We start from the raw sequence: 25,443 nt of genomic DNA, 5'->3' as shown, positions 1-25,443 counted from the left end.
GACGGGCGGGTTTCCAGGCTAGCTTAGCGCTGGCCTGAGATAGGGCCTCTCTGCAACTGTGTGACGCACATAGGATATAAGCTTTCCAGTGTGCAAAACCAGTGTTAGATATGCAGGGTTTCCATTGCACCGATGCAAGAGACATGGCGAAGCAACAGCAGCTCGACTGGGACGATTTCAAGCTCGTGAAGATCATCGCCGAGGCGAGTGGCCTAGCGGGCGCGGCAGAGCGTTTAGGGGTCAACCACTCCACGGTTTTCCGCAGGCTTGGCCAGATGGAGGAAAATCTCGGCGTCAAGCTCTTTGAGCGGCGCCGGACCGGCTATGTGCTGACGCCTGCCGGGGAGGAAATGGCCGCGCTTGCTGAGCAGATGGAGGAGAACGTCACCTCGTTCACCCGCAAGCTCGCGGGCCAAGCGGTGGCCCCAGCCGGTGAATTGCGCGTGACGACGAACGACACGCTTCTCGTCCACCTGCTGACGCATATCTTCTCGCGCTTCGTGAAAGCCTGCCCCGACATGCGGCTCGACGTGGTGCTCGCGAACCAGGCGCTGAACCTCTCGAAGCGCGATGCGGATGTGGCGATCCGTGCCACGGACGATCCGCCCGAAACCCTCATCGGACGGCGCGTCGCCACCATCGCCTGGGCGATCTACGGAAGATTGCAGGATTTCCCCGACCAGCATCAGCCGGTCGATCTCAATTCCCCTGAACTCTTCAACCGCCCTTGGGTCGCGCTTGGCGACAATCTGGCAGCGCTGAAAGCGGCCCGCTTCGTGCGCGACCGCGTCGCCCCGGAGAACATCGTCTACAAGGTGAACACGGTGCTGGGCCTCGCAGAGGCGGTCGAGGCCGGTCTCGGCATCGGCCCGCTTCCCTGCTTCATTGCGGATGCGAGCCCGAATCTCGTCCGCCTGTCGGATGTGAACCCGGACTTCTCAGCAGGCCTGTGGCTGCTCACCCATCCGGACCTTCGCCAGTCGGCACGCGTGCGCGCCTTCATGGACTTCATGGCGACCGAGATCGGCAAGCAGCGGCGCTGGATCGAGGGCAACGGCAAGAAGCCCGTCGATCAGGCGATCTCCACCACCACGCGCCCCTTGATCTGACCGGCCACGATGCGGCGCCCCGCCTCCATCACCTCGTTAAGAGGGATGGTGGAGGTCATGGCGGCGAGCTTGTCGTGGTCGAGTTCGTGCGCCAGACGGTTCCAGGCTTCGAGGCGAAGTGCCTTGGGCGCCATCACGGAATCGACGCCAAGCAGAGCCACGTTGCGCAGAATGAAGGGCGCGACGGTTGCAGGCAGGTCCATGCCGGCCGCCAAGCCGCAAGCTGCAACCGCACCGCTGTATTTCGTCATGGACAGAACATTGGCGAGCGGAATGGAGCCGACCGTATCGACGCCCGCAGCCCAACGCTCTTTGCCGAGGGGCCGCACAGGTCCGGTGAGTTCGCTGCGCTCAAGGATCTCGCCCGCGCCGAGGCCTTTGAGATAATCGGCTTCCTCGGGCCGTCCGGTCGAGGCGATCACATGCCAGCCTGCCCGTGCAAGCAATGCGACGGCAACGGAGCCGACACCGCCGACGGCGCCGGTCACGATGGCAGGACCGCGCTCGGGCTTCAGCCCGTGCTTCTCGAGCGCCATCAGGCAGAGCATCGCCGTGTAGCCCGCCGTGCCGATGGCCATGGCCTGATGAGGGGTGAGGCCCGAGGGGAGCGGAATCAGCCAATCGCCTTTCACGCGCACCTTTTCCGCATAAGCACCGAGATGCGTCTCGCCCAAGCCCCAGCCGTTGAGGATCACCGCATCGCCGGGCTTGAATTCAGGATTTGATGAGGCCTCTACCGTGCCAACGAGGTCGACGCCGGGGATCATCGGGAAGCGCCGCACCACCGGCGCCTTGCCGGTGAGCGCCAGGCCGTCCTTGTAGTTCAGCGTCGAGTGAGACACGAGAACAGTGACATCGCCGTCCATGAGATCGGCCTCGTTGAACTCACGAAAGCCGACAGTCTGACCTGCCTCGGTCTTGTCAATGACGAGCGCTTTGAATGGTGCCATGAGCATCAATCCTCCCTGCGCTGATTGTTGGCGCGAGGAAGGATCGGAGCAAGGTCGAGAACCTCATCCCTTCGGACGAGAAGTATCTTACTCGGCCGGCTGCAATGCTGGGCTGCGCTCGACCGGGCGCTCCTTGATCGGCAGGTTGATCAGGGCCGAGGCGATGCCGAGCGCAATCGAGAGCCACCACACCACCGTGTAGCTGCCATAGATCTCATACAGTTCTCCACCGAGCCACACGCCGAGGAAGCCGCCGACCTGGTGCGAGAAGAACGCGAAGCCATAGAGCATGGCCATGTAGCGCGTCCCGAACATGAGCATCACGAGGGAGGATGTCGGCGGCACGGTGGAGAGCCACAGGAGGCCGATGGAGATGCCGAAGGCAATCGAGGTGACGGGCGACGCGGGCAGCAGGATGAAGGCCGCGATCGCCACCGAGCGGCCGAGATAGATCCAGGCGAGCAGCCAGCGCTTCGACATGCGGGTGGAGAGCCAGCCCGAGCCGAGTGACCCGAAGGCATTGGCGAGACCGATCACGGCGAGCGTCCATCCGCCGACGGCAGCCGAGAGGCCCGCGTCCTTCAGATAGGCCGGAAGATGCGCCGTGATGAAGGCGAGCTGGAAGCCGCAGGTGAAGAAGCCGAGCACCAGCAGCACATAGGAGCGATGCTGGAAAGCCTCCGTCAGCGCCTGCTTGATCGACTGGTTCGGGAGATGGGCAGCGCCCGCAGCCGCCGTGCCCGCCGTCGGTCGCGTGGCAAGAGCGAGCGCCAGCGGCATCACGAGAAGGACGGAGGCGGAGAAGATCACGAGCGCCTGATGCCAGCCGAAGGAATCGATGAGAACGTTGCCGATGGGCGGGAACAGGAACTGGCCGAAGGAACCTGCCGCCGTGCCCGCGCCGAAGGCCATGGGGCGCCACTTCTCCGGCAGGAGCTTGCCGAAGGCGCCGAGCACGAGATTGAACGAGCAGCCCGACAGACCGAAGCCGATGAGAACGCCGGCGCCCAGATGCAGGACACCGGGCGTCGACGCATAGGCCATCACCACGAGGCCGAGCGCATAGAGCAAGGCGCCGGCGCAGAGCACCTTGAACGCCCCGAACCGATCCGCCACCGCGCCGGCAAAAGGCTGGCCGAGGCCCCAGAGGAGGTTCTGGAAGGCAATGGCCAGACTGAACGTATCGCGACCCCAGCCAAACTCCGTGGTCATCGGGATCTGGAACAGCCCTACTGAAGCACGCGGACCGAAGGTGATCAGCGCGATCAGGCAGCCGGCGAGAACGATCAGTTCCGGGGAGACGCGGGATTGAGTGGAAGGTGCAGACATTGGCACGGCCCTCGGGCAGCAAATCGGAGGGCGGATACTATCCGAAGTGCAGTATCAGCAATATTGAAAGTTTATTGGCTTTAGTATGAGAAACCGTGATGGATTGCGGCCTGCCTTCAGGCTGCAATCCCTTGCCTCAGGTCTGTCCCGGCTTGAGCTTGTAGAAGATGTGGCGACCGATCACGTCCATCTTCTTGAGGCGGCGGGCCCAGTAAGGGCGCACATAATTCGCATGATAATGCGTGGCCCCGCCCACATCGGCGAGGTAGGTCTTGCCTTCGAGCACGGCGCTTGCCACCCGCTTGGCCCGCTCCCAGGACACGGTGTCGGTCACGCGTAGGGCCTTGCCTTCGCAGGCGAATGTGAACTGGCACGCGAGATGGCGGTGGCGGTTCTGGTAGACGACGCCGCAGATCGAGGATGGGTAGAGTCCGCTCTTCACGCGGTTGAGGACCACCTGCGCGACTGCGGCCTGTCCCTCTTCCGGTTCACTGCGGGCTTCGAAATAGACGGCCTCGGCTAGGCAGCGCTGTTCCTTGCTCATGTTGTCGGGATCGATCAGATCCGCGTAGCGCGGAGGCGCGACGTCATCCGATTTCGGCACGAGGCTCGTGCCGTAACCGCCCTTGTCAAGACGCGGCGATTGCAGCGAGACGGGCGCCGCGGCGATCTCGATGGGCGTCGCCTCCATCGGCGCGGGCGTCGTCGAGGAAAGAGCCACCGCGCGCTTCACGATGGGCGTGGTGGGGCTCGCCGCCGCACCCGTTGAACCGGCAGCGGCCGCACTCGGCGACTGCACCGAGACAGCCTGGCGCGTGGTGGTGAATTCAGGCATCTCCGAAGGCTCGAAAGCCTGCTCCATCTCGAGAGCCTCCAACTGCCCTTCCATGAGAATCGTGGGCGGCAGGAGGCGCTCGTCCTGACCGAAGAGAAGACGCGAGCCGCTCACCTGCGCGAGATCCGGACGCAGCTGCTTGGCCCGCAGAGACAGGGTGACATGCGGCGCAACGAGAGGGTCACCCTTGGCAGAACGGTCGACCTCCGGATCAGCGCCGGCATCCACCTTGCGGTCCGCCTTGGGCGGCACGGCATTCGCCATGTCATCGGGCAGATCGTAACGCGGAATAAAGCGAAACACATCGCGCCCGAGATCGAGGCGGCCGCCTGCAATGGAAGTGGTAATCGGAGGAACGAGATCAGTCTGGGTCAGGCGCGCCAGAGGCCCACGAGACGCAAAGCTCACGCCTGCCTGCGGGTCGTTGCTGGCAGAGGCTGTGAACGAGATCAGGAGGCCGGTCGCCAGCGCCCAGGGCGCCGTCGTGGCGCAAATCCATCTCACCCGAGAGCGACGATTCCGAAGACGCACGCGAACACCCACTCAAACCAGGGAAGCATCGGACAGAAAGCTTCCATTCCTTATGGTTATCGGGGGTTAAGGTTGATGGCTGGTTAAGACGGGACTTGAAGGGCGTCAGGCTCCTGCGGCGGCCTGACGCTTCTTGGCCACGCGCCTCAAAGCATCGGCCGTCTCCGCATCGGCGGGGAAGAAGGCCTCGATGGCAAGTTCCGACAGGGTCACGTCGACAGGCGTGCCGAAAACCGTCGTCGTGCTGAAGAAGGTGAGCACGCCCTCCTCCGTCATCAGCTGGAGCGGCACGACGATATCGGCATGATGCGGTTTGGAATGAGACATGCGCTTGGCGGCATCCGGAATAGGATAGGCGCGCAACTCCTCGATCAGCGCAGACAGCACGGCATCGCCCGTCACGTTCACCTGATGATGCAGGCGTGCGATCAGGTGATCGCGCCACTCGGAAAAGTTCACGATGCGCCGTGCGAGGCCTGCGGGATGAACGCTCAGACGCAGCACGTTCACAGGCGGTTTCAGCAGCGCAGGATCGACGCCCTGCACGAGCGCGTGCAATGCCTCGTTGGCGGCGACCAGCGACCAGTGTCTGTCGACGGCGAGCGCGGGATAAGGCTCGTGCCCTTTGAGCACGAGATCGATGGCTGCGCGCATGCTCTGCAAAGCCGGGTCATTGAGCGAGCGTTCGGAATAGACCGGCGCGAAACCGGCAGAGGCCAGCATCACGTTGCGCTCGCGCAAGGGCATGTCGAGCTTTTCGGCCAGGAGCTGCACCATTTCCCGGCTCGGCTGCGAACGGCCGGTTTCGAGAAAGCTCAGGTGCCGCGTCGAGATCTCGGCATCCAACGCGAGGTCCATCTGGCTCATGCGGCGGCGCTGGCGCCACTCACGCAGGTAATCGCCGAAATGCTGGGTGGCAGGATTTTGGTTCTTCGCTGACTTCATAGGCGGGACCATAACGCGATGCCGCGCTCAACTCCATGACCTCCGAGGTAATCGACCGCCTTCCCTGCCTGCGCAATCCTCAAGCCCAGTCGGGATGCCCGACGGATCTGAAAGGAACATGCCATGACGACGATCCATCCCTCCCCGCTTCTTCGCCAGGCCCTGCTGGCCGATGCCACCACGAGCGGCGCATTCGGTCTGCTGATGCTGCTCGCTGCCGGACCATTGGGGCATCTGCTCGGATTGCCGGAGATGCTTCTGCGCAGCGCAGGTGCGGTCCTGCTGCCTTACGTCGCTTTGCTCGCCTGGCTCAGCCTGCGCGACGAGATGTACAAGGGTCTCGTATGGGCCGTCATCCTCGGCAACATCCTGTGGGCTGCCGACAGCCTGCTGCTCCTCGTTACCGGATGGGTCTCGCCCACCAATGCAGGCTACGCCTTCGCGATCATGCAGGCACTCGTGGTGCTGATGTATGCGGAGCTTCAGATCATGGGCCTGCGGCGGTCGCATGAAGCGGCGGTGTGATGCATTGCCACCCCATGCCGATCAATACGCGTCATCCCGGGGCTGCGCAGCAGAACCCGGGATCGTTTAACGAAAATGGCGCGGGACCATCACCTCTCCCCACCGGGGAGAGGTGATGTGGCGCTCTATCCTGAAAACGATCCCGGATCTTCGCTGCGCTTCGTCCGGGATGACGAAGCGGGAGCGTGAGGCTCTTACCGATCCCGTCCGTTGAACGGGATGGGTTTCAGCTCCGACAGCTCAACCCCATCCAGGCAGCGCACATTGATGGCCAGCATAGCCTCTCCCGTCGGCTGCTTGCCCTCGCCGAAAGTGGCGGTGCCGCAATCGGCGCAGAAACGATGCCGGATGGTGTGCGTGTTGAAGGTGTAGGTGGAAAGGCTCTCCTCGCCACTCACCGTCACTGCCTCGCGCGGCACGAAGGTCAGCAGGTAGCCCTTCTTGCGGCAGATGGAGCAGTTGCACTCTATCACCTGAGAAAGATCGGTCTCGACGTCGAACGCCACTTTCCCGCAATGGCAAGAGCCTTTGTGCAGAGCCATTCTTGGTTCCCCTAAAATCTTTCTTATAGAGCCGTCATCAGCGTGACGATGATGCCCGCGCCGATCACCGCGATAAAGCGGTCGTTCATAGTCAGCGGTTCGGTTCTGCCCTGCGCCGCCATCTGGCCGATGATGAGATCGATCACCAGAGACACGGCGAACGGCCATGCGGCCGGCGGTACGGCCAGCTGCTGCCATTCGGGGTTTTGCCGGACGAGAAAACCGATGGCGATGCCGGAAACCAGCACCGCCCCGATATAGAGAAGACGCATACGAGACAGGGCCATTTACGCCTGGCTCGCGGCCCTGTTGCCGAGGGCCGCCTGCGCGGCGGCCAGGCGTGCGATCGGCACGCGATAGGGCGAGCAGGACACGTAGTCGAGCCCGACCGACTGGCAAAAATGGATCGATGCCGGATCGCCGCCATGCTCGCCGCAGATGCCGAGCTTGATGTTTGCCCTCGTCGTCCTGCCGCGCTCGGCCGCGAGCTTCACCAATTCGCCCACGCCGTCCTGATCGATGGTGACGAACGGATCGGCGGGCAGCAGGCCTTTTTGTGTGTAGGGGCCAAGGAACGACGCCGCGTCATCGCGCGAGATGCCGAGCGTCGTCTGCGTGAGATCGTTGGTGCCGAACGAGAAGAACTCCGCCGATTGAGCGATCTCGCCGGCGCGCAGGGCCGCACGCGGCAGCTCGATCATGGTGCCAACCTGATACTCGACCGTCACGCCGGATTCCTTGGCGACGGCATCCGCCATCGCGACAATGCGATCCTTCACGAGATCGAGCTCCGGCTTCGTCATGACCAGCGGCACCATGACTTCCGGCACAACGGGCTGACCGGTCGTGCGGCCGGCCTCCACCGCCGCCTCGAAGATGGCGCGCGCCTGCATCTCGGCGATCTCGGGGTAAGCCACCGCCAGACGGCAGCCGCGGAAGCCGAGCATCGGGTTGAACTCGTGCAGCTCGATCGCGCGGCGCTTGAGCTTGTCGACGGAAGCGTTCATGGCCTTCGCCACCTCCGCCATCTCCTCCTCCGAGTGCGGCAGGAACTCGTGCAGCGGCGGATCGAGCAGGCGGATCGTGACCGGCAGGCCGCTCATGATCGTGAACAGCTCGACGAAGTCCTTGCGCTGCATCGGCAGCAGCTTGGCGAGCGCGGCGCGGCGTCCTGCCTCGTCATCGGAGAGGATCATCTCGCGCACCGCCACGATGCGGTCGCCCTCGAAGAACATGTGCTCCGTGCGGCACAGTCCGATGCCTTCCGCGCCGAAGGTGCGGGCGGTCTTGGCATCGAGCGGCGTTTCCGCATTGGCCCGCACCTTCATGCGGCGCACCTTGTCGGCCCAGCCCATGAGCGTCGCGAACTCGCCGGAGAGTTCAGGCTGAAGCATCGTCACCTGACCGAGCAGCACCTGCCCGTTCGAGCCGTCGATGGTGAGGACGTCGCCTTTTTTAAGCGTCTGCCCCGCCACTGTCATGGTCTGCGCCGCGTAATCGACGCGGATCGAGCCTGCGCCGGAGACGCAGGGCTTGCCCATGCCGCGCGCCACCACCGCCGCGTGCGAGGTCATGCCGCCGCGGGTGGTGAGAATGCCTTCGGCCGCATGCATGCCGTGAATGTCTTCCGGCGAGGTTTCGACGCGCACGAGAATGACCTTGCGGCCCGCCTTCTTCGCGGCCTCCGCATCATCCGAGTTGAACACGATCTCGCCCGAGGCCGCGCCGGGCGAGGCCGGCAGGCCCGATGCGAGAATCCTGCGCTCGGCTTGTGGGTCGATGGTCGGGTGCAGAAGCTGATCGAGTGCTGCGGGCTCGACGCGGGTGATCGCTTCTTCCTGCGTGATCAGGCCCTCGGAAGCGAGCTCCACCGCGATACGGAGCGCCGCCTTTGCGGTGCGCTTGCCGTTGCGGGTCTGGAGCATCCAGAGCTTGCCCTTTTCGACCGTGAATTCCATGTCCTGCATGTCACGGTAGTGTTTCTCCAGAATGCCGTAGATCCGTACCAGCTCGGCATAGGCCTGCGGCATCGCCTTTTCCATCGAAGGCTTGTCGGAGCCGGATGCGATGCGCGCGGCCTCCGTGATGTCCTGCGGCGTGCGGATGCCCGCCACCACGTCTTCGCCCTGCGCGTTGATGAGGAACTCGCCGTAGAGCTGCTTCTCGCCGGTGGAGGGATTGCGGGTAAACGCCACGCCGGTAGCGGAGGTCTCGCCCATGTTGCCGAACACCATGGCCTGCACGTTCACCGCCGTGCCCCAGCTCGCCGGAATGCCATGCAGCTCGCGGTACTTGATGGCGCGGTTGTTCATCCACGAGCCGAACACGGCGCCGATGGCGCCCCAGAGCTGCTCCTGCGGATCCTGCGGGAATGGTTTTCCCAGCTCCTTCTGGACCAGATCCTTGTAGCGCGGGATCAGGCTCTTCCAGTCGTCGGCGGACAGATCCGTGTCGAGACTGTAGCCCTTGCGGTCCTTGAACTCGTCGAGCACTTCCTCGAAATGGTGGTGGCCGATGTCGAGCACCACGTTGGCATACATGGTGATGAAGCGGCGATAGGAATCGTAAGCAAAGCGCGTGTCGCCCGCGCCCTTGGCCAGCGCCTCGACGGTCACGTCGTTGAGGCCGAGATTGAGCACCGTGTCCATCATGCCGGGCATCGAGGCGCGCGCGCCGGAGCGGACGGAGACGAGAAGCGGGTTATTCGCATCGCCGAAGCTGCGGCCGGTGAGGCGGCCGACGAAATTCAGGGCGTCTTCAACTTGGGCCTTCAACTCCTGCGGATAGGAGCGGCCATGGTCGTAGTAATAGGTGCAGACTTCGGTGGTGATCGTGAAGCCCGGCGGCACCGGCAGCCCCAGATTGGACATCTCGGCGAGGTTCGCCCCCTTGCCGCCGAGCAGGTTCTTCATTCCCGCCTGGCCTTCGGCCTTCCCGTCTCCGAAGGTGTATACCCACTGCGTCATCGCTCGACCCCTTGGCTCATCATACGCCCTGCTGCAGCGCAGGTGTTGGCTTGGAACATATGGAACCGAAACGCAAGCTGAACAGCCAAGGTTCCTCCTAGAACAGATTCAAAGGCGGTCGGAACAGGGCCTTACTCTGCGCCCCCTCGGCACTGCATATATCGGGCTCGCGCATGGCCCGATCCACAACCAAAAGTATATTACGCCTAGAGGATTATTGAAATAATATTAAGTACCATCGAGAGACAGGAAAGAATTATGGCCACTCCACTCATCATCAATACCAATCAGCAAGACACGGTTACCCTCACTGCTGACGTTTCCTCGCTCATGGTCAATACGGTCGCCGTCGTCGCCCCGACGGGGAGGCACGGAATCGACGCGACCGCTGGAGCCGGCGGAAGCATCGCGGTTTACGGTAACGTCGAGGGCGACTGGGGTATCCTGGACGGTGCCACCGCACGAGCAAGTTACCGGGTCACCCTATATGCCGGCGCGTCGCTGACCGCCCGCGCGGGCAATGGAATTGGAGTCGCGACTGGCGATACCACGATCATCAATCATGGAGCAATTGCGGCCGAAAACAGGGGAATCAGTATTGGCGGAATGAACAGCAATACGGTTCTTAATTCGGGTTCGATCACGGCCAGGATCGGAGCAGATATCCAGGGCACGGATCTGATGGTTACAAACGCCGGTTCTATCAATGCCGCGGAATTCGGAATCGTTGCCTATGGATTCAGCACAACGATCATAAACTCTGGATCAGTGACAAGTCCTCACGGCGTTACTTTTGGACTGGCTGCCTCCTCTGCTCTGAATGTTCTAGTCAATACGGGATCCATCGTCTCGAATAACGGAACTGCGGTTCAGAGCAGTGCGGGAGTAGATCAGATCGTCAATCGTGGTGTGATCGTCGGGAATCTGGAACTCACTGCCGGCAACGATATCGTCGACAATCGGCAAGGCACCATCCATGGCGTTGTCCAGATGGGACAGGATAACGACACCTTTTATGGAGGTGCCGGAAACGAAGTCATTCGCCAATGGTATGGCAACGACCTCATCGATGGTGGTAGCGGAATCGACACTGTTACCTTCGATGGCAGCACGATCGGCGCAATTGTTGATCTTAACATCACAACCACACAAGCTGGCGACTGGGGGAACGACATCTATCTCAATATCGAGAACATCACCGGGAGCGTGATGGCGGATCGTCTCACGGGCAATGGTGCCGCAAACGTCTTTATCGGCGACAGGGGTGACGACACCCTCGTGGGGGGCAGCGGGAACGATGTTCTGGCCGGAGGAATGGACAATGACATCCTGGACGGCGGGGCTGGCGTGGACACGGCCGTTTTCGAAGGCGCGACCATCACCATCGTCGATCTGAGGTTTACGACGGCCCAGAGAACCGGCCACGGTTTTGACGTCCTGATCGGGATCGAAAATGTCACCTCGGGCTCCGTTGCCGACGTCCTCACAGGGAATGCGGGCGTCAATCGCCTTTCCGGCAACGGCGGCTCGGATACTTTGTCCGGGCTTGAGGGGAACGACGTTCTCATCGGAGGGACCGGCAAGGACGTGTTCGTGTTCGAAACCCGGCTAAACAGCCGCAGCAATGTCGACAATCTCGTGGATTTCTCGCGGAGCGATGTCATTTGGCTCGACGACAAGATCTTCAAAGGAGTCGGTAACGGGTCTCTCTCCAAGCCCATGGCGCTCTCAAAGGAAGCTTTCTGGAAGGGAGCCAAGGCCCACGATAAGTCGGATCGTATCGTCTACGACAGCATCAAGGGTGTGCTCTATTACGACCCGGACGGGATCGGCGAATCGGCGCCGATCAAATTTGCCACGCTCCCGAAGAAGCTGGCACTGACCCACACGTCATTTTTCGTGATCTGACAAGACGAGCGCCCCGTCCGTCCCGATGCGGGAGGGGCACCTCAATGCAAACCGACAGGCCAACACTGAGTTCAGGCGATCACACCCGGTAGCGCCCGTTGCGCTTTACGTAGACCGTGGTGCCGACGGGCACCCGCTCATAAAGATCCACGACATCCTCGTTGAGCATGCGCACGCAGCCGGAAGAGAGCTGCTCGCCGATGCTCCACGGTTCGTTCGTGCCATGGATGCGGAAGAGGATGTCCCGGCCGTCCTGATAGAGATAGAGTGCCCGGGCGCCGAGCGGATTGTCGAGGCCAGCCTCACGGTATTCCGGCAGATCGGGCTTGATTCCCTTCATGGTCTTGGTGGGGCTCCAGGAGGGCCACACGCCCTTGCGGCCGACGGAGGCCACGCCCTTCCAGGAGAAGCCCTGCTTGCCGACACCGACACCGTAGCGGATGGCCTTCCTGTCGGGCTGCACGAGGTAGAGCATGCGCTGGTCGATATCGACTACGATGGAGCCGGGCTTCTCCGGACCCTCGTAGCTCACCGTCTGACGGGCATATTTCGGCTCCATGCGGCTGCGGTCGACGAGCGGGACGTCGAACGGCTTGTCGGGCATGGAGCCGATATACCAAGCAGCGTCTTCAGCGGCTGCGGCCTCGACAGGCGCGGACTGCTGAGCGGTTTGGCAGGCGGACAGAGAAGCGCTCAGCAGAGCGCCGAGAAGCAGGCGTCGGATCATTGTGAATCTACCGGAAAGGTGTTGCCGATTACCTAGAGCGATGAGGAGCCTTTGGCTGTGCCCCTCATGCAACACCTTGATAGGAATTAACTTTATTACCCCTCGATCCGGGAGAAATCCGCCACCGTCCGGGTCGCCTCGCGGATGCTGTTGAGGAGACGCAGGCGGTTCGCGCGAAGGCCTGCATCCTCCGCATTCACCGTCACTTTGTCGAAAAACGCATCCACGGGCTGGCGCAGACGGGACAAAGCGCGCATCGCACCCTCGAAATCTTCCGATTCGACAGCTTTTCTGGCTTCTTCCTTCGCACCATGGAGAACGACCGCGAGCGCCTTTTCCTCGATCTGGCCCTGGTCGTTCACGATTTGGAGATCGGGCGCCTCGTCATAGGCGCGACCGTCCTTCTTCTCCTCAATGCGCAGGATATTCGCCGCGCGGCGATAGCCGGCGAGCAGATTCGCACCATCCTCCGTGTCGAGGAAGCGGCCGAGCGCTTCGACGCGACGGACGATCATGAGCAGATCATCCTGGCCTTCGAGCGAGAACACCGCATCGATGAGGTCGTGACGCGCACCCTGATCGCGCAGATAGACCTTCAGCCGGTCGGCGAAGAAGGAGAGGAGATCGAGCGCGCGCAGATACATGATGCGCGCAAGGCTCTCCGCATTTCCAAGCTGCCGCTGGCGGAAGATGGCTTCAAGATCCGGAAGCGCCGGATGAGACACGAGCGACGCGAAAGCGCTGTCCTCGATGGCCTCGACGAGCTTCTTGATCTGCAGGAATTCCTCGAAGAGCACATCCTTCGCATCGCGAGCGAAAGGCTTTGCAAGCAGAGAGAGCAGCGGCAGCTTGATGTTGTTCTCGAGCACGAGCCTGATCACGCCGAGCGCCGCGCGACGCAGCGCATAAGGATCCTTCGATCCGGTGGGCTTTTCATCAATCGCCCAGAAACCCACGAGCGTATCGATCTTGTCGGCGAGCGCCACGGCCACCGATACGGGATCGGTCGGCACGCGGTCCGAGGGCCCGAGCGGCTTGTAGTGCTCTTCGATGGCCGCTGCGACGGACGCGTTCTCGCCCTGGAGCGTCGCATAGTAGCGGCCCATGAGGCCCTGCAGCTCGGGAAATTCGCCGACCATCTCGGTGACGAGATCGGCCTTGGCGAGTCGCGCGGCACGCTCGGCGAGCGCCGCATCGGCACCGACGATGGGCGCGAGCTCTTTGCTAAGCGCGGCAATGCGCTCCACGCGCTCATATTGCGTGCCGAGCTTTTCGTGGAACACGATGGCTTTGAGCTTCTCGAGACGATCTTCCAGCTTCACGCGCTGGTCCGTCTCCCAGAAGAACTTGGCATCGGACAGACGCGCGCGCACCACACGCTCATTGCCGCTGATGATCGTCCTGCCGCCATCGGTCGCGATGAGGTTGGAGGTGAGGAGAAAACGGTTGGCGAGCTTGCCGGTCGCAGGGTCGCGCAGCACGAAGCATTTCTGGTTCACGCGAATGGTGGTGCGGATCACTTCCGGCGGAATGTCGAGGAAGCCTTCGTCGAAGGAGCCCATCAGCACCACGGGCCATTCGACCAGTCCGGCCACCTCTTCGAGCAGGCCCTCATCCTCGACGAGTTCAAGGCCCTGCGCGAAAGCGAGGTCCTTCGCATCGTGCAGGATCATGTCCTTGCGGCGGTCCGCATCGAGCACGACCTTCGCGCGTTCGAGCGCAGGCATGTAATCGTCGAAGCGCCTCACGCGGATCGGGCCAGGGGCGAGGAAGCGGTGGCCGTAAGTGACATCGCCCGAAACGGTTCCATCCACTTCGAAGCGCACGACCTCCGGATCCTCAGTCTCGGGACCGAAGGTGCAGAGGATCGATTGCAGCGGACGCACCCAGCGCAACGAACCCGGCTCACGGGACGCCGCGCCCCAGCGCATCGATTTCGGCCAGGGGAATGTCTTGATGATCTGCGGCAGGATCTCGGCCAGCACGTCCGTCGTCGCGCGGCCGGGCTTCTCGATGACGGCAACGTAGAACTCGCCCTTCTTCGGATCGCTCTCGATCTTCGCCTGGTCGAGGGAGGCGAGCCCTGCCCCCTTCAGGAAGCCCTGGATCGCTGCATCGGGCGAACCGACGCGCGGACCTTTGCGCTCCTCGCGCACGTCCCGGCCCTTCACGGGCAGGCCCATGATGGTGAGCGCAAGGCGACGCGGCGTGGAGGAGGCCTGTGCGCCCTCATAGAGGAAGCCGCGCTCCACGAGCGCGTCGGTCACAAGCTTCTTCAAATCCTCCGCCGCGCGGCGCTGCATGCGGGCGGGGATTTCTTCGGAAAAGAGTTCAATGAGAAGATCGGGCATGGGAGATTTACAAACTACATGTTGAGGGAACGGGTGAGCGCGTGGCTTTTAAGCAGCCACGCCCCCGCCCTCGGTCTTCAGCCATGCCGCGCCGCAGGCTTTCGCCAGTTCGCGGACGCGCAGGATATAGCTCTGGCGCTCGGTGACGGAGATCACGCCGCGCGCGTCGAGCAGGTTGAACACGTGGCTGGCCTTGATGCACTGGTCGTAGGCCGGCAGCGCCATGAGATGGCGGCTGTCGTTGGAGCCTGACCGAGGCTCGCCCGCTTCCAGGTACTTGCGGCAGGCAGTTTCCGCGTCACGGAAGTGACGGAAGAGCATCTCGGTGTCGGCGTATTCGAAGTTGTGGCGCGAATATTCCTGCTCGGCCTGCAGGAACACATCGCCGTAGGTGACCTTCTGGTCGCCGTCCTGGCCGTTGAAGTTGAGATCGTAGATCGACTCCACGCCCTGCAGATACATGGCGAGGCGCTCGAGACCGTAGGTGAGTTCGCCTGCGACCGGCGAGCATTCGAAGCCCGCCACCTGCTGGAAGTAGGTGAACTGCGACACTTCCATGCCGTCGCACCAGCATTCCCACCCAAGACCCCAGGCGCCGAGCGTCGGGCTCTCCCAGTCGTCCTCCACGAAACGGACATCGTGGATTGCGGTGTCGATGCCGATCGCCTGGAGCGAGCCGAGATAGAGTTCCTGCAGGTTCGGCGGATTCGGCTTCAGGATCACCTGGAACTGATAATAATGCTGAAGGCGGTTCGGGTTCTCGCCATAGCGGCCGTCCTTCGGGCGGCGGGAGGGCTGCACATAGGCCGCACGCCAGGGCTTGGGACCCAGAGCCCGCAAGGTCGTGGCCGGGTGGAAGGTGCCTGCGCCGACTTCCATGTCGTAGGGCTGGAGAATGACGCAGCCCTGCTCCGCCCAATAGCGCTGGAGCGTGAGGATCAGGCCCTGGAAAGAGCGCGCGGGATTCATGTGCGCGGGTTCGCTCGTCATCAATAGCGTCCAGTCTTTGAAAATGTCAGGCGAACCCTTGGGATGATGGGGGCTCCAAGTCAAGCGCGGGGTGCATCCGCCGTCATGGCCGGGCTTGACCCGGCCATCCACGTCTTTGAACCACAACGGCAGAAGGCGTGGATCCCCGGGACGAGCCCGGGGATGACGAAGCACCTACAAACCCAGCCTTGCCCAGACAGCCCTCTCCTCCAGCGCCCCCACCACCTCGGAGGGGTCGATGAGGCTGCCCCCTGTCACGGCCCGGCGGCCGAGCAGGCGGCCCAGCAGCGGTGGACGGGCGGGCTCGATCATGCGGAACTGCACATTCTCGCCGAAGCGCTGGCGAATGATGGAGCGGATATCGCCCAGGCCGTCGATGAGGCCGAGATCGACTGCCTCCGCCCCCACCCAGAAGGCGCCGGAGAAGAGATCCTCGTAAGAATCGTTGAGCTTCGCCCCCCGGCGGCTGCGGACAAGCTCCACGAAGACCTCATGAATCTTGCGCTGGAGACCTTTCAGGCGCGCGACGTCCTCGGGATTTTCTGGCCTGAACGGGTCGAGCATGGCCTTGCTCTCGCCTGCCGTATGCACGCGCCGCTCCACGCCGATGCGGGCGATCAGTTCCTGGAAGCCGAAGCTTGCGGACACCACACCGATGGATCCTACGATGGAGGCCGGATCGGCATAAATCTCATCCGCCGCGCAGGCGATCATATAGCCGCCGGAGGCCGCCGCATCCTCCACGAAGGCGAGAACGGGGATCTTCTTCTCCTCCGCATAGGCCCGGATGCGCTTGTAGATCAGGTGTGACTGGGCCGCCGATCCGCCGGGAGAATTGACGACGATGGCAACGGCCGTCGCGCCGGGCACGGAAAACGCCCGGTCCAGCATGGAGGCCACGTTCGCCATGGCCAAGCCTGAGCGGAACGGCATGACAGCTCCGATGGCGCCCGACAGGCGCAGGACCGGCACGATGGGGGTGCGATAGCTACGGTACCGACTTGGAAGGAGGAACTGAAGGCGAGCCGGAAGCATGGAGGAAAGAGATGTCTGAGCCATGGCCTTCATGTAGTGCGTGCTGCGGAGCTTCCCAAGATGAACATTCCGTTAGGGAATGTTTCGGGTTTCGTTCAGTTAAGAGCGCTTAAAGATTCAGCATGGACAACATTCAACCCAAGCGCCGCTTCAGGCAAGACCGTGAGCGGCTCAGGAGAGAGTAACATGCGCAAGCTGCTTGTCGGCCTTCTTGGATTTGCCACCCTTGGTCTTGGAGCCCTGTCGGCTCCGCAGGCTGAGGCTCAGCCTTATTACGGCGGCTACGGTTATGGCTACCGGGCCCCTGCTGTGGAATACCGCGCCGGTCCTGTCACCGTCCGCCATGAATATGGTCGCCCTCATTACCGCCGCTACGGCTATCGCCCCTACCCGGCTTATCGCCCGGTGCGCGTGGCCCGTCGCTGCTGGTTCGAGCGCCAGCGCGTCTGGAACGGCTACCGCTGGGTCCGCCGTCCGGTCGAGGTCTGCCGCACGGTTCGCAGGCCCGGCTACCGTTGGTAATCCTGGAGAAGGGCGCCCTCCGGCGCCCTTTTTCATAGGAGATCGGCCTCTCCCAGATGCAGCGCCTGGGCCTGAGCCGTGAAACGCCCGTCCGGCCCGTTGAGAATAACGGGTGGCAGGATCTGCAACGGAGCGCGACTGCCCTTGGTGCCTGAGATCAGGACCCGGATGGCAGGCTTCCCGGCGCTCGGATGCACGAAGCGGAGCGCGGTTCCCCCTAAAGGACCGTTCAGCCCGTCCAGGCACTCGGCGAGGCGATCGGCCCGGTGAATCAGGACGAAATGCCCCTTCGGCTTGAGCAGGCTCAAGGAGACCTTGAGCCAAGCCTTCAATCCTCCTGAGGGAAGCGCGTGGGCCGCCGCCCTCCCCGGGTCGGGCGAGATTCGCGCCTGCCCTTCGTCGAGGAAGGGCGGATTGGTCAGCACGAGCTCGGCGGATTCGGGATGAAGGCCCGCTTCTTGGCGCGAAGCCTTGTTCAGGAGATCGGCCACGAAAACCTCGGCCTCAACATCGTTTTCCCGGCAGTTTCGGCGGCAGAGTTCGGCAAGGTGGATGTCCCGCTCCACGAAGGCGAAGCGCGCGCCTCTTTCCCGCGCCGCGACCATGAGGCCGACGGCGCCGGTGGCTGCGCCCACATCCAGGACCCTGTCTCCCGCTTTGACGGGCGCGGAAGCGGCCAGGAGCACGGCATCCGTGCCGGCCCGGTGCCCTTTGGCAGGCTGAGCCAGGTGCACGCGCCCACCCAACAGACAATCCTTTGTGATTTCATTCATGACGCAGCTCGCCTTCGAGACCCGCCTCACGGATGAGGCGGCGCGCCTGAGCGACGTCATCATCTGGCACCAGAAGCCGCCGGGGGAAGGCGCCGATCATGCCCTCGAGAGCACTCATATGCATGTCCGCGACAAGAACAGGGATATTGGCGTTCTCCAATAAGGATTGTAGGAAGCCGACCAGAACGAGATCGTTGGTGCGGACGATTTCGACCATCGGCGGACAACCTTCCTCTGCGGTAAGCGTTTGCATTGCAGCATGGAAAATGCCATGCCACGGTGAATGATATTCCTACCGGCCATGCCGGCCGGCAACCCGGGTTTGAGACGTGGGCGTCGTCGTTCCGTTCGAAGAGAAGCATCCTGACAAGAATGCGGGCATCGAGAAGCTCGTCTCTCTTGTGGCCGCCGACATGCAGCGGGTCAATGCGATGATCCTGTCGCGCACGGGGTCCGAGGTCACCATGATCCCGGAGGTGGCGAACCACCTCATCTCCTCGGGCGGGAAGCGCCTTCGCCCCATGCTCACCCTCGCGACGGCCGGTCTCTCCGACTACCAGGGCGACGGCCATGTGAAGCTCGCGGCCTCCGTCGAGTTCATGCATACGGCCACCCTCCTCCATGACGACGTGGTGGACGAAAGCGACATGCGCCGGGGCAAGATCGCCGCCCGCATCAAGTGGGGCAACGAGGCGAGCGTCCTCGTGGGCGACTTCCTGCTCGGCCAGGCCTTCCGAATGATGGTGGAAGTGGGCTCTCTTCGCGCCCTCGATATTCTCTCCGCCGCCGCGACCGTGATCGCGGAGGGCGAGGTCATGCAGCTCGCCGCCGCCAAGAACACCGAGACGACGGAAGACGAATACCTCGCCGTGATCCGCGGCAAGACGGCGGAGCTCTTCGCCGCCGCCTGCGAAGTCGGCCCTGTGATCGCCAATCGTCCCAAGGCCGAACAGGCCGCCTGCCGCTCCTACGGCATGAATCTCGGCATCGCCTTCCAGCTCGTGGACGATGCGCTGGATTACGGCGGCAAGGCGGCGACGCTCGGCAAGAATGTGGGTGACGATTTCCGCGAAGGTAAGATCACGCTTCCCGTCGTCCTCTCCTTCCGCCGCGGCTCGGCGGAAGAGCGCGCCTTCTGGAAGCGTGTGCTCGAGCAGGGCGATATCGAGAATGGCGACCTTGAACAGGCGATTGCCATCATGCGCCGCCACAAGGCGCTGGAGGACACTGTCGAGCGCGCTCGTCACTATGGCTCCATGGCCCGCGATGCGCTTGCCCTCTTCCCGTCCAGTCCGATGAAACAGGCCCTGCTGGACGCAGTCGATTTCTGCATTGCCCGAGCATACTAAGCATAGCAGGCTTGTTCTTTATACAGAACAAACTGGTTGACATAAAGGTCAGCCGATATAAAACCCTTCCTGTCTCGAGGCGGCCCACACCACCTCAAGGCCGCGGTGATTTGAGACGAGCAGCTTGCCCCGCGTGACCAAAGGCTAAAGCGCCACGAGCGGCCTCCGCCTCGTGGTTCACGAGGATCGACGGGCTATGATGCGACTTATCTCCGCAATGGCATTCATGCCAACCCCACAGCCTTCACGGGCTGAGCGGTGTTGTCGCCTCAAGGCCTGATCTTCTCTCCCTTCCCGAACCACATCTCCGGCTTCGTGTTGAAGCCGAGACGTCTTTTGCCTGAAAGGTACTCCCATGTCCGTTTTCACCCGTCGCACGATTCTGTCCGCGACCTTTGCGCTTGGCGCCGTTCTCGCTGCGGCGCTGCCTGCTGCCGCTCAGCAGAAGAGCATCAAGGTCGGCGTCATGTCCGGTGCCGAGGAAGAGGTCGCGCAGGTCGTCAAGAAGGTGGCTGCCTCCAAGGGCCTGAACGTCGAACTCGTGCCCTTCTCCGATTATGCCCTCGTGAACGAGGCGCTGGATCGTAAGGACCTCGACGCCAACGCCTTCCAGCACAAGCCCTATCTCGATGCGCAGATCGCGGCGCGCGGCTACAAGATCGTGCCCGTGGGCTTCACCTTCGTGCAGCCGATCGGCCTCTACTCGACAAAGGTGAAATCCGTCGCCGACTTGCCGAAGGGCGCGAAGATCGGCATCCCGAACGATCCGAGCAACGGCGGCCGTGCGCTCAATCTGCTCGCAGCTCAGGGCATCATCAAATTGAAGGACGGGAAGGGCCTGTCGCCGAGCCTGCTCGACATCGCCGAAAATTCGAAGAACGTGCAGTTCTCCGAACTCGACGCCGCGCAACTGCCCCGCGCCCTGCCCGACCTCGATGCGGCTGTCATCAACACCGACCATGCGCTCAATGCCGGTCTCGATATCCGCAAGGACACCATCGCGGTCGAGACGCGGGAGGGCAATCCTTACGCGAACTTCATCGCGGCCCGCCAAGGCGACGAGAACCGCCCGGAGATCAAGACCTTCGTGGAATCCTACCAGTCCCCCGAAGTCGCGAAGTTCCTGGAAGAGCGCTTCAAGGGCGCCATCATCCCGGCTTGGTAAAAGCGAAGATCGATTAAAAAAGAGAAGCCGGGCCATCGCAGGATGGCCCGGTTTTTCATGCGGTTCAGTGAAGGCCCGTCGCCTCCACCCACCAATCCGGTCTCCTGTCGAGAATGAAGCGAGCCGCATCCGCCGCGCTTTGAGAATCCTCATACAATCCGAAGACCGTCGCGCCCGAGCCCGACATGCGTGCAAGGCGGCAGCCCTCGGTCCGGGCGACGAGTTCAAGCGCCTTCCCGATCACGGGCTGCACACCGAGAGCAGGCGGCTCGAGATCATTCCGTGCGGTTCTCAGACCTCCGAGCAGGGAATGGGCAGACGTCATCTCCAGGACGGGATGCTGCGCACCGCCCAGGAATTGCCCAGGCCGCAATCCGAGTGATTTGAAAACGGAAGGCGTTTCGACCGGCACACGGGGGTTGACCAACACGGCAAAGAGAGGCGGCAACGTCAGCGCGGGGCCAAGCTCCTCTCCGGTCCCACGCATCATGCGCGCTCTGGGCTCAAGGCAGACCGGCACATCGGCACCCGTCGAACAGGCCGCTTCGCGCACGGCAGGATGTGACAGCGGCAGATCGTTGAGCTCAGCCAGCAGCCTCAAGGCGGCGGCCGCATCAGACGATCCTCCACCGATCCCGGCGGCCACGGGCAGACGCTTTATCAGGCGAAAGGCCCCGGCTTTAAGCCCCTCGACGCGCTCTGCCAGCAACCTGGCCGCTTTCAGGACGAGGTTATCCGCATCGTGACCCGCAAGTGCCGCTGTCGGGCCGCTGACATCAAGGGAAAGACGAAGTCCCGGAGCGAGTTGCAGATCATCACCTGCATCGGCAAAGGCCACGAGGCTTTCGAGTTCATGGTAGCCATCCGCCCGGCGCCCGAGGACGTGGAGCGTCAGGTTGATCTTGGCGGGCGCGCGAGTGGCGAGAGGCTGCGACATGCCCCTTCCATGCCCGAGAGAAGGAGGGATGGAAAGAGTGAGGTTGGAAAAGAAATGGCCGGGAAGAACCCGGCCATTTCAGAAGAATGTCGGTGTTTAACCGCCGTTCTGTGCAGCCGGAGTTGGTGTCGGAGCAGGCGTGCTCTCGGCTGCCGCCGGGTTCTTCTCCACCTCGTCGAGACCGTAGTCGATCTTGCGAAGGATCTTCACCAGATCTTCGTGCTCGGGATTCGAGTTCTTCGCGTGGTCCCACTGGAACTTCGCCTCGATCTTGCGACCGATCTTCCAATAGGCATCGCCAAGGTGATCGTTGATCGTCGGATCGCCAGCCTTCAGTTCCACGGCCTTTTCGAGTTCGCGCACGGCGTCCTCGTAGCGGCCCAGACGGTAATAGGCCCAGCCGAGGGAATCGATGATCATGCCATCGCGCGGCGCGAGTTCGACCGCCTTCGTGAGCATCTTGAAGGCTTCGTCGATATTCTCGTTCCGGTCGACCCAGGAATAGGCAAGATAGTTCATCACCTGCGCCCTGCCGGCGGGCAGGCCATCGGGCACCAGCTCCAGCGCCTTCTTCAGATCGGCTTCGGCCTTGTCCCACTGCTTCGCGCGCTCATAGGACGTGCCGCGATAGAAGAAGAGGATCCAGTGGCCGCGCTGCGGCGTGCCGACGAGCTCGATGGCCTTGGCATACGTCTCGGCTGCTTCCGCGAACTTCTTGCGCGAGCGCTGCACATTGCCCAGCGCCATGACGACCTCGACATCGTCCGGACGCTCCTTCATGAGCTTGTCGAGATAGGCCATGGCATCCTCGCCGCGATCCATCTGCTCATAGTTCTGGCCGATGGCAATATCGGCGCTCGTGCGCACGGCAGAGTCCTTCGGCACGCGGTCGAAGATTGCGTTGGCTCGCTCGAACTGCTTCAGGCGCTCATAGACATCACCGAGAGTGATGAGGGCCAGGGGATGGTCCGGCTTCAGGTCGAGACCGAGCTGCAGATAGATGATCGCCGTCAGCTCGTCTCCCTGAGTATTGCCCACCACGCCGAGGCCGTAGAGCAGCTCGGCGGCGCCTTCCTGTGCGTTGGTGACAAGCGGTGTGAGGGGCTTGTTCTCTTCAAGCGCCTTCAGGGCCGCCTTGACGATAGGATGGCGCGGGGCCAGCTCGTCGAAGGCCTTGTAGACGGCAATCGCCTCGTCCTTCTTGCCGCGCTTGGCCAGGAAGCGGCCATAGGCATCCACCACCTGAAGCGTGTTGCGCTCGCCCTCATAGGCCGCCTTGAAGCGCTTCTCGGCCTCGGCGGCATTGCCCACCACGTCAGCGATCAGCGCCGCATGGTATTCCCGGAATTGGTTGAAGGCCCGCTCGCTCTTGAGCTTATCGACCGTCGCCAGGGCCTGCTTGCCGTCCTTGGCGCCCGCATAGGCCCAGGCCGTCAGAAGCGTGGCCGTCAGATCCGCCTGCCGTCCCCGCGCACCCTTAGAGAGCCGGGCACGGGCATCGGCATATTTCTGCGCCTTCAGGGCGCGAACCGCGAGGGCGAACTGAGCCAAGTTATTGGACGAATCGCGCGTCGACAGGCGCTCGGCGGCCCGGTAGGCCTCCTGCATGGAGCCGCTGGCGAGGAACGCCACGAAGCCCCGCTCCAGAAGCTCCTGATTGCTCGGATCTTCCTGAATCGCCTCACGGAAATACAGAGACGCGGCCTCCGTGTCGCGGGCGGAGCCGGCCACATAGGCAGACAGGAAGTTGCCCTCGAGACTCTGCGCGGGCCTCAGAACCTCATTCGGGTCCTGATTGACCGCCAAAGCCGGCGAAGCCAGGAGGCCAGCCGCCATCAACACAAAAGCAGGCAAACCCTTGCGGGCCAAAGGAAATTTGAACGTGGGCACGAAGCGCGGCTCCAATCATCGCGACATCTCAGGATAAGGATATGGGGAGATGTGCGCCAAATCAGGCCGGAGAATGGCGTTTCCCTGTAGCGGTCGCAAGGGGAAGATTGACGCTGGGCGCGTAAAAGCCTCGTGAAGGAGGAAATTTGGCTTACTGCCAAGGCGATAAACAGGCAGGCCAATACTTCGTCATGCCCGGCCTTGTGCCGGGTATCCACGCCTTCTTCTGCAGCAATGTCCAAAAGACGTGGATGGCCGGGTCAAGCCCGGCCATGACGGTGAAAGTAAATAGCTTTACATATTGACGTAGTTCGGCCCGCCGCCGCCCTCGGGCGTGACCCAGTTGATGTTCTGGTTCGGGTCCTTGATGTCGCAGGTCTTGCAGTGGACGCAGTTCTGGGCGTTGATCTGAAAGCGCACGCTCCCCTGGTCCTCGACCCACTCATACACCCCCGCCGGGCAGTAGCGCTGCGAGGGGCCGCCATAGACCTCGTATTCCGAGGCCTTCTGCAGGCCCATGTCCTTCACCTTGAGGTGGATCGGCTGGTCCTCCTCGTGGTTGGTGTTGGACAAAAACACCGACGAGAGCTTGTCAAAGGTCAGCACGCCGTCGGGCCTGTCGTACTTGATCGGCTTCACCTCAGAGAGCGGCAGCAGGCACTCATGATCCGGCTTGCCGTGCTTCATGGTGCCGAAGGGCGACCAGCCGAAGATCTCGGTGAGCCACATGTCGAGGCCGCCCAGCGCCACGCCCGCCGCCGTGCCGTATCTCGACCAGAGCGGCTTCACGTTGCGCACACGCTTGAGGTCGTAGCCGATGGGCGAGGAGCGCCAGGCCTCCTCGTAGGACGCAACCTCGTCGTTCGCGCGGCCTGCCTGCAGCGCCGCGAAGACGTGATCGGCGCAGAGCATGCCGGAGAGGACGGCGTTGTGGCTGCCCTTGATGCGCGGCACGTTCACGAAGCCTGCGCTGTCGCCGACAAGGCAGCCGCCCGGGAACGAGAGGCGCGGCACCGACTGCCAGCCGCCTTCCATGATCGCGCGCGCGCCATAGCCGATGCGCTTGGCACCCTCGAACACGTCGCGCACCATCGGGTGCGTCTTGAAGCGCTGGAATTCGTCGAAGGGCGACAGGGTCGGGTTCTTGTAGTTGAGGTGCACCACGAAGCCGACGGAGACAAGATTGTCATCGAAATGGTAGAGCCAGGAACCGCCGCCCGCATTGTTCGGCAGCGGCCAGCCCATGGAGTGGCGCACGAGGCCGGGCCTGAACTTCTCCGGCTTGACCTGCCAGAGCTCCTTGATGCCGATGCCGTATTTCTGGTGATCGCGGCCTTCGTTGAGCTTGTAGCGCTCGACCATCTGCTTGGTGAGCGAGCCGCGCGCGCCCTCACCGAAGATCGTGTACTTGGCGCGCAGCTCCATGCCGCGGGTGAAGTTGGCGTTGGGCTCGCCGGTGCGGCTAATCCCCATGTCACCCGTGGCGATGCCCACCACCCTGCCGTCCTCGATCAGCACCTCGGCGGCCGGGAAGCCGGGATAGATCTCGACGCCCAGTTCCTCCGCCTTGCGGCCGAGATAGCGGGCGACGTTGCCGAGCGAGCCGACGAAGTTGCCGTGGTTGTTCATGAGCTTGGGCATGAACACGTTGGGCAGCCGAATGCCGCCGGCATGACCGAGATACATGAACTCGTCGGCCGTCACTTCCGTCTTCAAGGGACGGTCCGGATCGTTGCGCCAGTCCGGCAGGAGGGCATCGAGGCCGATCGGATCGATCACCGCGCCGGAGAGGATGTGGGCGCCGACCTCGGAGCCCTTCTCCACCACCACCACGGAAATGTCGGCGCCGGCTTGAGCGGCCTGCTGCTTGAGGTGGATGGCCGCGCTGAGACCCGCAGGGCCGGCGCCGACGATGACGACGTCGAACTCCATCGATTCACGGGCGGGCAGATCGGACATGAGCGTTCTCCTGTACGCAACTTCAAGAAGCATAAGGGCTAGATCGTTTACATATGAACAATCCGCCCGACTTCTCAAGTGCAGCCTTCTTTGGAACTTTCCTAG

The 25,443-nt window shown here is 62.8% G+C and carries 22 protein-coding genes; 6 read left to right on the top strand and 16 right to left on the bottom strand.

Annotation, left to right across the window (positions count from 1 at the left end; translation table 11 throughout):
* Positions 1-143: 143 nt before the first annotated feature.
* Entirely contained in the window at positions 144-1,109 is a 966-nt protein-coding gene (locus ACUXUR_RS06845) for a LysR family transcriptional regulator (RefSeq protein WP_445501594.1), read from the top strand.
* Here ACUXUR_RS06845 and acuI read toward each other — a convergent pair.
* The 4 genes from acuI to ACUXUR_RS06825 form a co-directional block, all read right to left on the bottom strand.
* The gene (gene acuI / locus ACUXUR_RS06840; protein WP_445501593.1) at positions 1,073-2,059 is read right to left on the bottom strand and encodes an acrylyl-CoA reductase (NADPH); all 987 of its coding nucleotides are present in this window, start codon (positions 2,057-2,059) and stop codon (positions 1,073-1,075) included. The two genes, ACUXUR_RS06845 and acuI, sit on opposite strands and share 37 nt — an antisense overlap.
* Positions 2,060-2,146: 87 nt before the next feature.
* Positions 2,147-3,388: an MFS transporter gene (locus tag ACUXUR_RS06835; RefSeq protein ID WP_445501592.1), complete on the bottom strand. Its 1,242-nt coding sequence runs from the start codon at positions 3,386-3,388 to the stop codon at positions 2,147-2,149.
* Positions 3,389-3,524: 136 nt separating this feature from the next.
* On the bottom strand, positions 3,525-4,727 hold the full coding sequence (locus ACUXUR_RS06830; protein WP_445501591.1) for a cell wall hydrolase: 1,203 nt from the start codon (positions 4,725-4,727) through the stop codon (positions 3,525-3,527).
* Positions 4,728-4,859: 132 nt separating this feature from the next.
* A complete protein-coding gene (locus ACUXUR_RS06825; protein ID WP_445501590.1) occupies positions 4,860-5,699 on the bottom strand; it encodes a helix-turn-helix domain-containing protein in 840 nt (279 codons plus the stop codon).
* Positions 5,700-5,822: 123 nt separating this feature from the next.
* On the opposite strand from ACUXUR_RS06825, the gene ACUXUR_RS06820 reads away from it, so the two are divergent.
* Positions 5,823-6,224 (top strand): hypothetical protein, encoded by a 402-nt coding sequence (locus ACUXUR_RS06820; protein ID WP_445501589.1) that lies wholly within the window; start codon positions 5,823-5,825, stop codon positions 6,222-6,224.
* 194 nt (positions 6,225-6,418) lie between these two features.
* Here the strand turns inward: ACUXUR_RS06820 and ACUXUR_RS06815 are convergent, their stop codons facing one another.
* From ACUXUR_RS06815 to ppdK, 3 genes are read right to left on the bottom strand one after another with little or no spacing between them, the layout of a single operon-like run.
* Positions 6,419-6,766 carry a GFA family protein gene (locus ACUXUR_RS06815; RefSeq protein ID WP_445501588.1) on the bottom strand — a complete coding sequence of 116 codons (348 nt, stop codon included), beginning with the start codon at positions 6,764-6,766 and terminating at the stop codon, positions 6,419-6,421.
* A 23-nt stretch (positions 6,767-6,789) separates the two neighbouring features.
* Positions 6,790-7,053 (bottom strand): hypothetical protein, encoded by a 264-nt coding sequence (locus ACUXUR_RS06810; protein WP_445501587.1) that lies wholly within the window; start codon positions 7,051-7,053, stop codon positions 6,790-6,792.
* Complete coding sequence (gene ppdK, locus ACUXUR_RS06805; RefSeq protein WP_445501586.1) at positions 7,054-9,732, bottom strand: pyruvate, phosphate dikinase; 2,679 nt, start codon at positions 9,730-9,732, stop codon at positions 7,054-7,056. It lies immediately after the preceding gene.
* A 258-nt stretch (positions 9,733-9,990) separates the two neighbouring features.
* On the opposite strand from ppdK, the gene ACUXUR_RS06800 reads away from it, so the two are divergent.
* Positions 9,991-11,640, top strand: coding sequence for a calcium-binding protein (locus ACUXUR_RS06800; RefSeq protein ID WP_445501585.1), 1,650 nt, complete (start codon positions 9,991-9,993; stop codon positions 11,638-11,640).
* 79 nt (positions 11,641-11,719) lie between these two features.
* Here ACUXUR_RS06800 and ACUXUR_RS06795 read toward each other — a convergent pair whose 3' ends face one another.
* From ACUXUR_RS06795 to ACUXUR_RS06780, 4 genes are all read right to left on the bottom strand, one after another.
* The gene (locus tag ACUXUR_RS06795) at positions 11,720-12,367 is read right to left on the bottom strand and encodes a L,D-transpeptidase (RefSeq protein ID WP_445501584.1); all 648 of its coding nucleotides are present in this window, start codon (positions 12,365-12,367) and stop codon (positions 11,720-11,722) included.
* 95 nt (positions 12,368-12,462) lie between these two features.
* Positions 12,463-14,718 carry a glycine--tRNA ligase subunit beta gene (gene glyS / locus ACUXUR_RS06790; protein ID WP_445501583.1) on the bottom strand — a complete coding sequence of 752 codons (2,256 nt, stop codon included), beginning with the start codon at positions 14,716-14,718 and terminating at the stop codon, positions 12,463-12,465.
* Between the two features lie 48 nt (positions 14,719-14,766).
* On the bottom strand, positions 14,767-15,708 hold the full coding sequence (locus ACUXUR_RS06785) for a glycine--tRNA ligase subunit alpha (protein WP_445501582.1): 942 nt from the start codon (positions 15,706-15,708) through the stop codon (positions 14,767-14,769).
* A gap of 174 nt (positions 15,709-15,882) precedes the next feature.
* Positions 15,883-16,767 (bottom strand): S49 family peptidase, encoded by an 885-nt coding sequence (locus tag ACUXUR_RS06780; RefSeq protein ID WP_445501581.1) that lies wholly within the window; start codon positions 16,765-16,767, stop codon positions 15,883-15,885.
* A gap of 162 nt (positions 16,768-16,929) precedes the next feature.
* Between ACUXUR_RS06780 and ACUXUR_RS06775 the strand changes: the two genes are divergently transcribed.
* The gene (locus tag ACUXUR_RS06775) at positions 16,930-17,265 is read left to right on the top strand and encodes a hypothetical protein (protein ID WP_445501580.1); all 336 of its coding nucleotides are present in this window, start codon (positions 16,930-16,932) and stop codon (positions 17,263-17,265) included.
* Between the two features lie 32 nt (positions 17,266-17,297).
* Here the strand turns inward: ACUXUR_RS06775 and ACUXUR_RS06770 are convergent, their stop codons facing one another.
* Positions 17,298-18,038, bottom strand: a complete 741-nt coding sequence (locus tag ACUXUR_RS06770; protein WP_445501579.1) for a tRNA1(Val) (adenine(37)-N6)-methyltransferase — start codon at positions 18,036-18,038, stop codon at positions 17,298-17,300.
* Positions 18,031-18,255: a putative signal transducing protein gene (locus ACUXUR_RS06765; RefSeq protein WP_445501578.1), complete on the bottom strand. Its 225-nt coding sequence runs from the start codon at positions 18,253-18,255 to the stop codon at positions 18,031-18,033. Before ACUXUR_RS06765 ends, ACUXUR_RS06770 begins: the two co-directional genes overlap by 8 nt.
* A 112-nt stretch (positions 18,256-18,367) precedes the next feature.
* Here ACUXUR_RS06765 and ACUXUR_RS06760 point away from each other — a divergent pair, with 112 nt between their 5' ends.
* The gene (locus ACUXUR_RS06760) at positions 18,368-19,387 is read left to right on the top strand and encodes a polyprenyl synthetase family protein (RefSeq protein WP_445501577.1); all 1,020 of its coding nucleotides are present in this window, start codon (positions 18,368-18,370) and stop codon (positions 19,385-19,387) included.
* A gap of 355 nt (positions 19,388-19,742) precedes the next feature.
* Positions 19,743-20,552 (top strand): MetQ/NlpA family ABC transporter substrate-binding protein, encoded by an 810-nt coding sequence (locus tag ACUXUR_RS06755; RefSeq protein WP_445501576.1) that lies wholly within the window; start codon positions 19,743-19,745, stop codon positions 20,550-20,552.
* Positions 20,553-20,616: 64 nt separating this feature from the next.
* On the opposite strand, the gene ACUXUR_RS06750 is transcribed toward ACUXUR_RS06755, so the two are convergent.
* The 3 genes from ACUXUR_RS06750 to ACUXUR_RS06740 form a co-directional block, all read right to left on the bottom strand.
* Positions 20,617-21,489: a 4-(cytidine 5'-diphospho)-2-C-methyl-D-erythritol kinase gene (locus tag ACUXUR_RS06750; RefSeq protein WP_445501575.1), complete on the bottom strand. Its 873-nt coding sequence runs from the start codon at positions 21,487-21,489 to the stop codon at positions 20,617-20,619.
* A 96-nt stretch (positions 21,490-21,585) separates the two neighbouring features.
* Positions 21,586-23,379 (bottom strand): tetratricopeptide repeat protein, encoded by a 1,794-nt coding sequence (locus ACUXUR_RS06745; RefSeq protein ID WP_445501574.1) that lies wholly within the window; start codon positions 23,377-23,379, stop codon positions 21,586-21,588.
* A 294-nt stretch (positions 23,380-23,673) separates the two neighbouring features.
* Entirely contained in the window at positions 23,674-25,338 is a 1,665-nt protein-coding gene (locus tag ACUXUR_RS06740) for an electron transfer flavoprotein-ubiquinone oxidoreductase (protein ID WP_445501573.1), read from the bottom strand.
* Between the last annotated feature and the right edge of the window lie 105 nt (positions 25,339-25,443).

It is taken from the genome of Microvirga medicaginis, from assembly GCF_052658925.1.
This window is presented reverse-complemented; position numbering and strand designations above follow the sequence as displayed.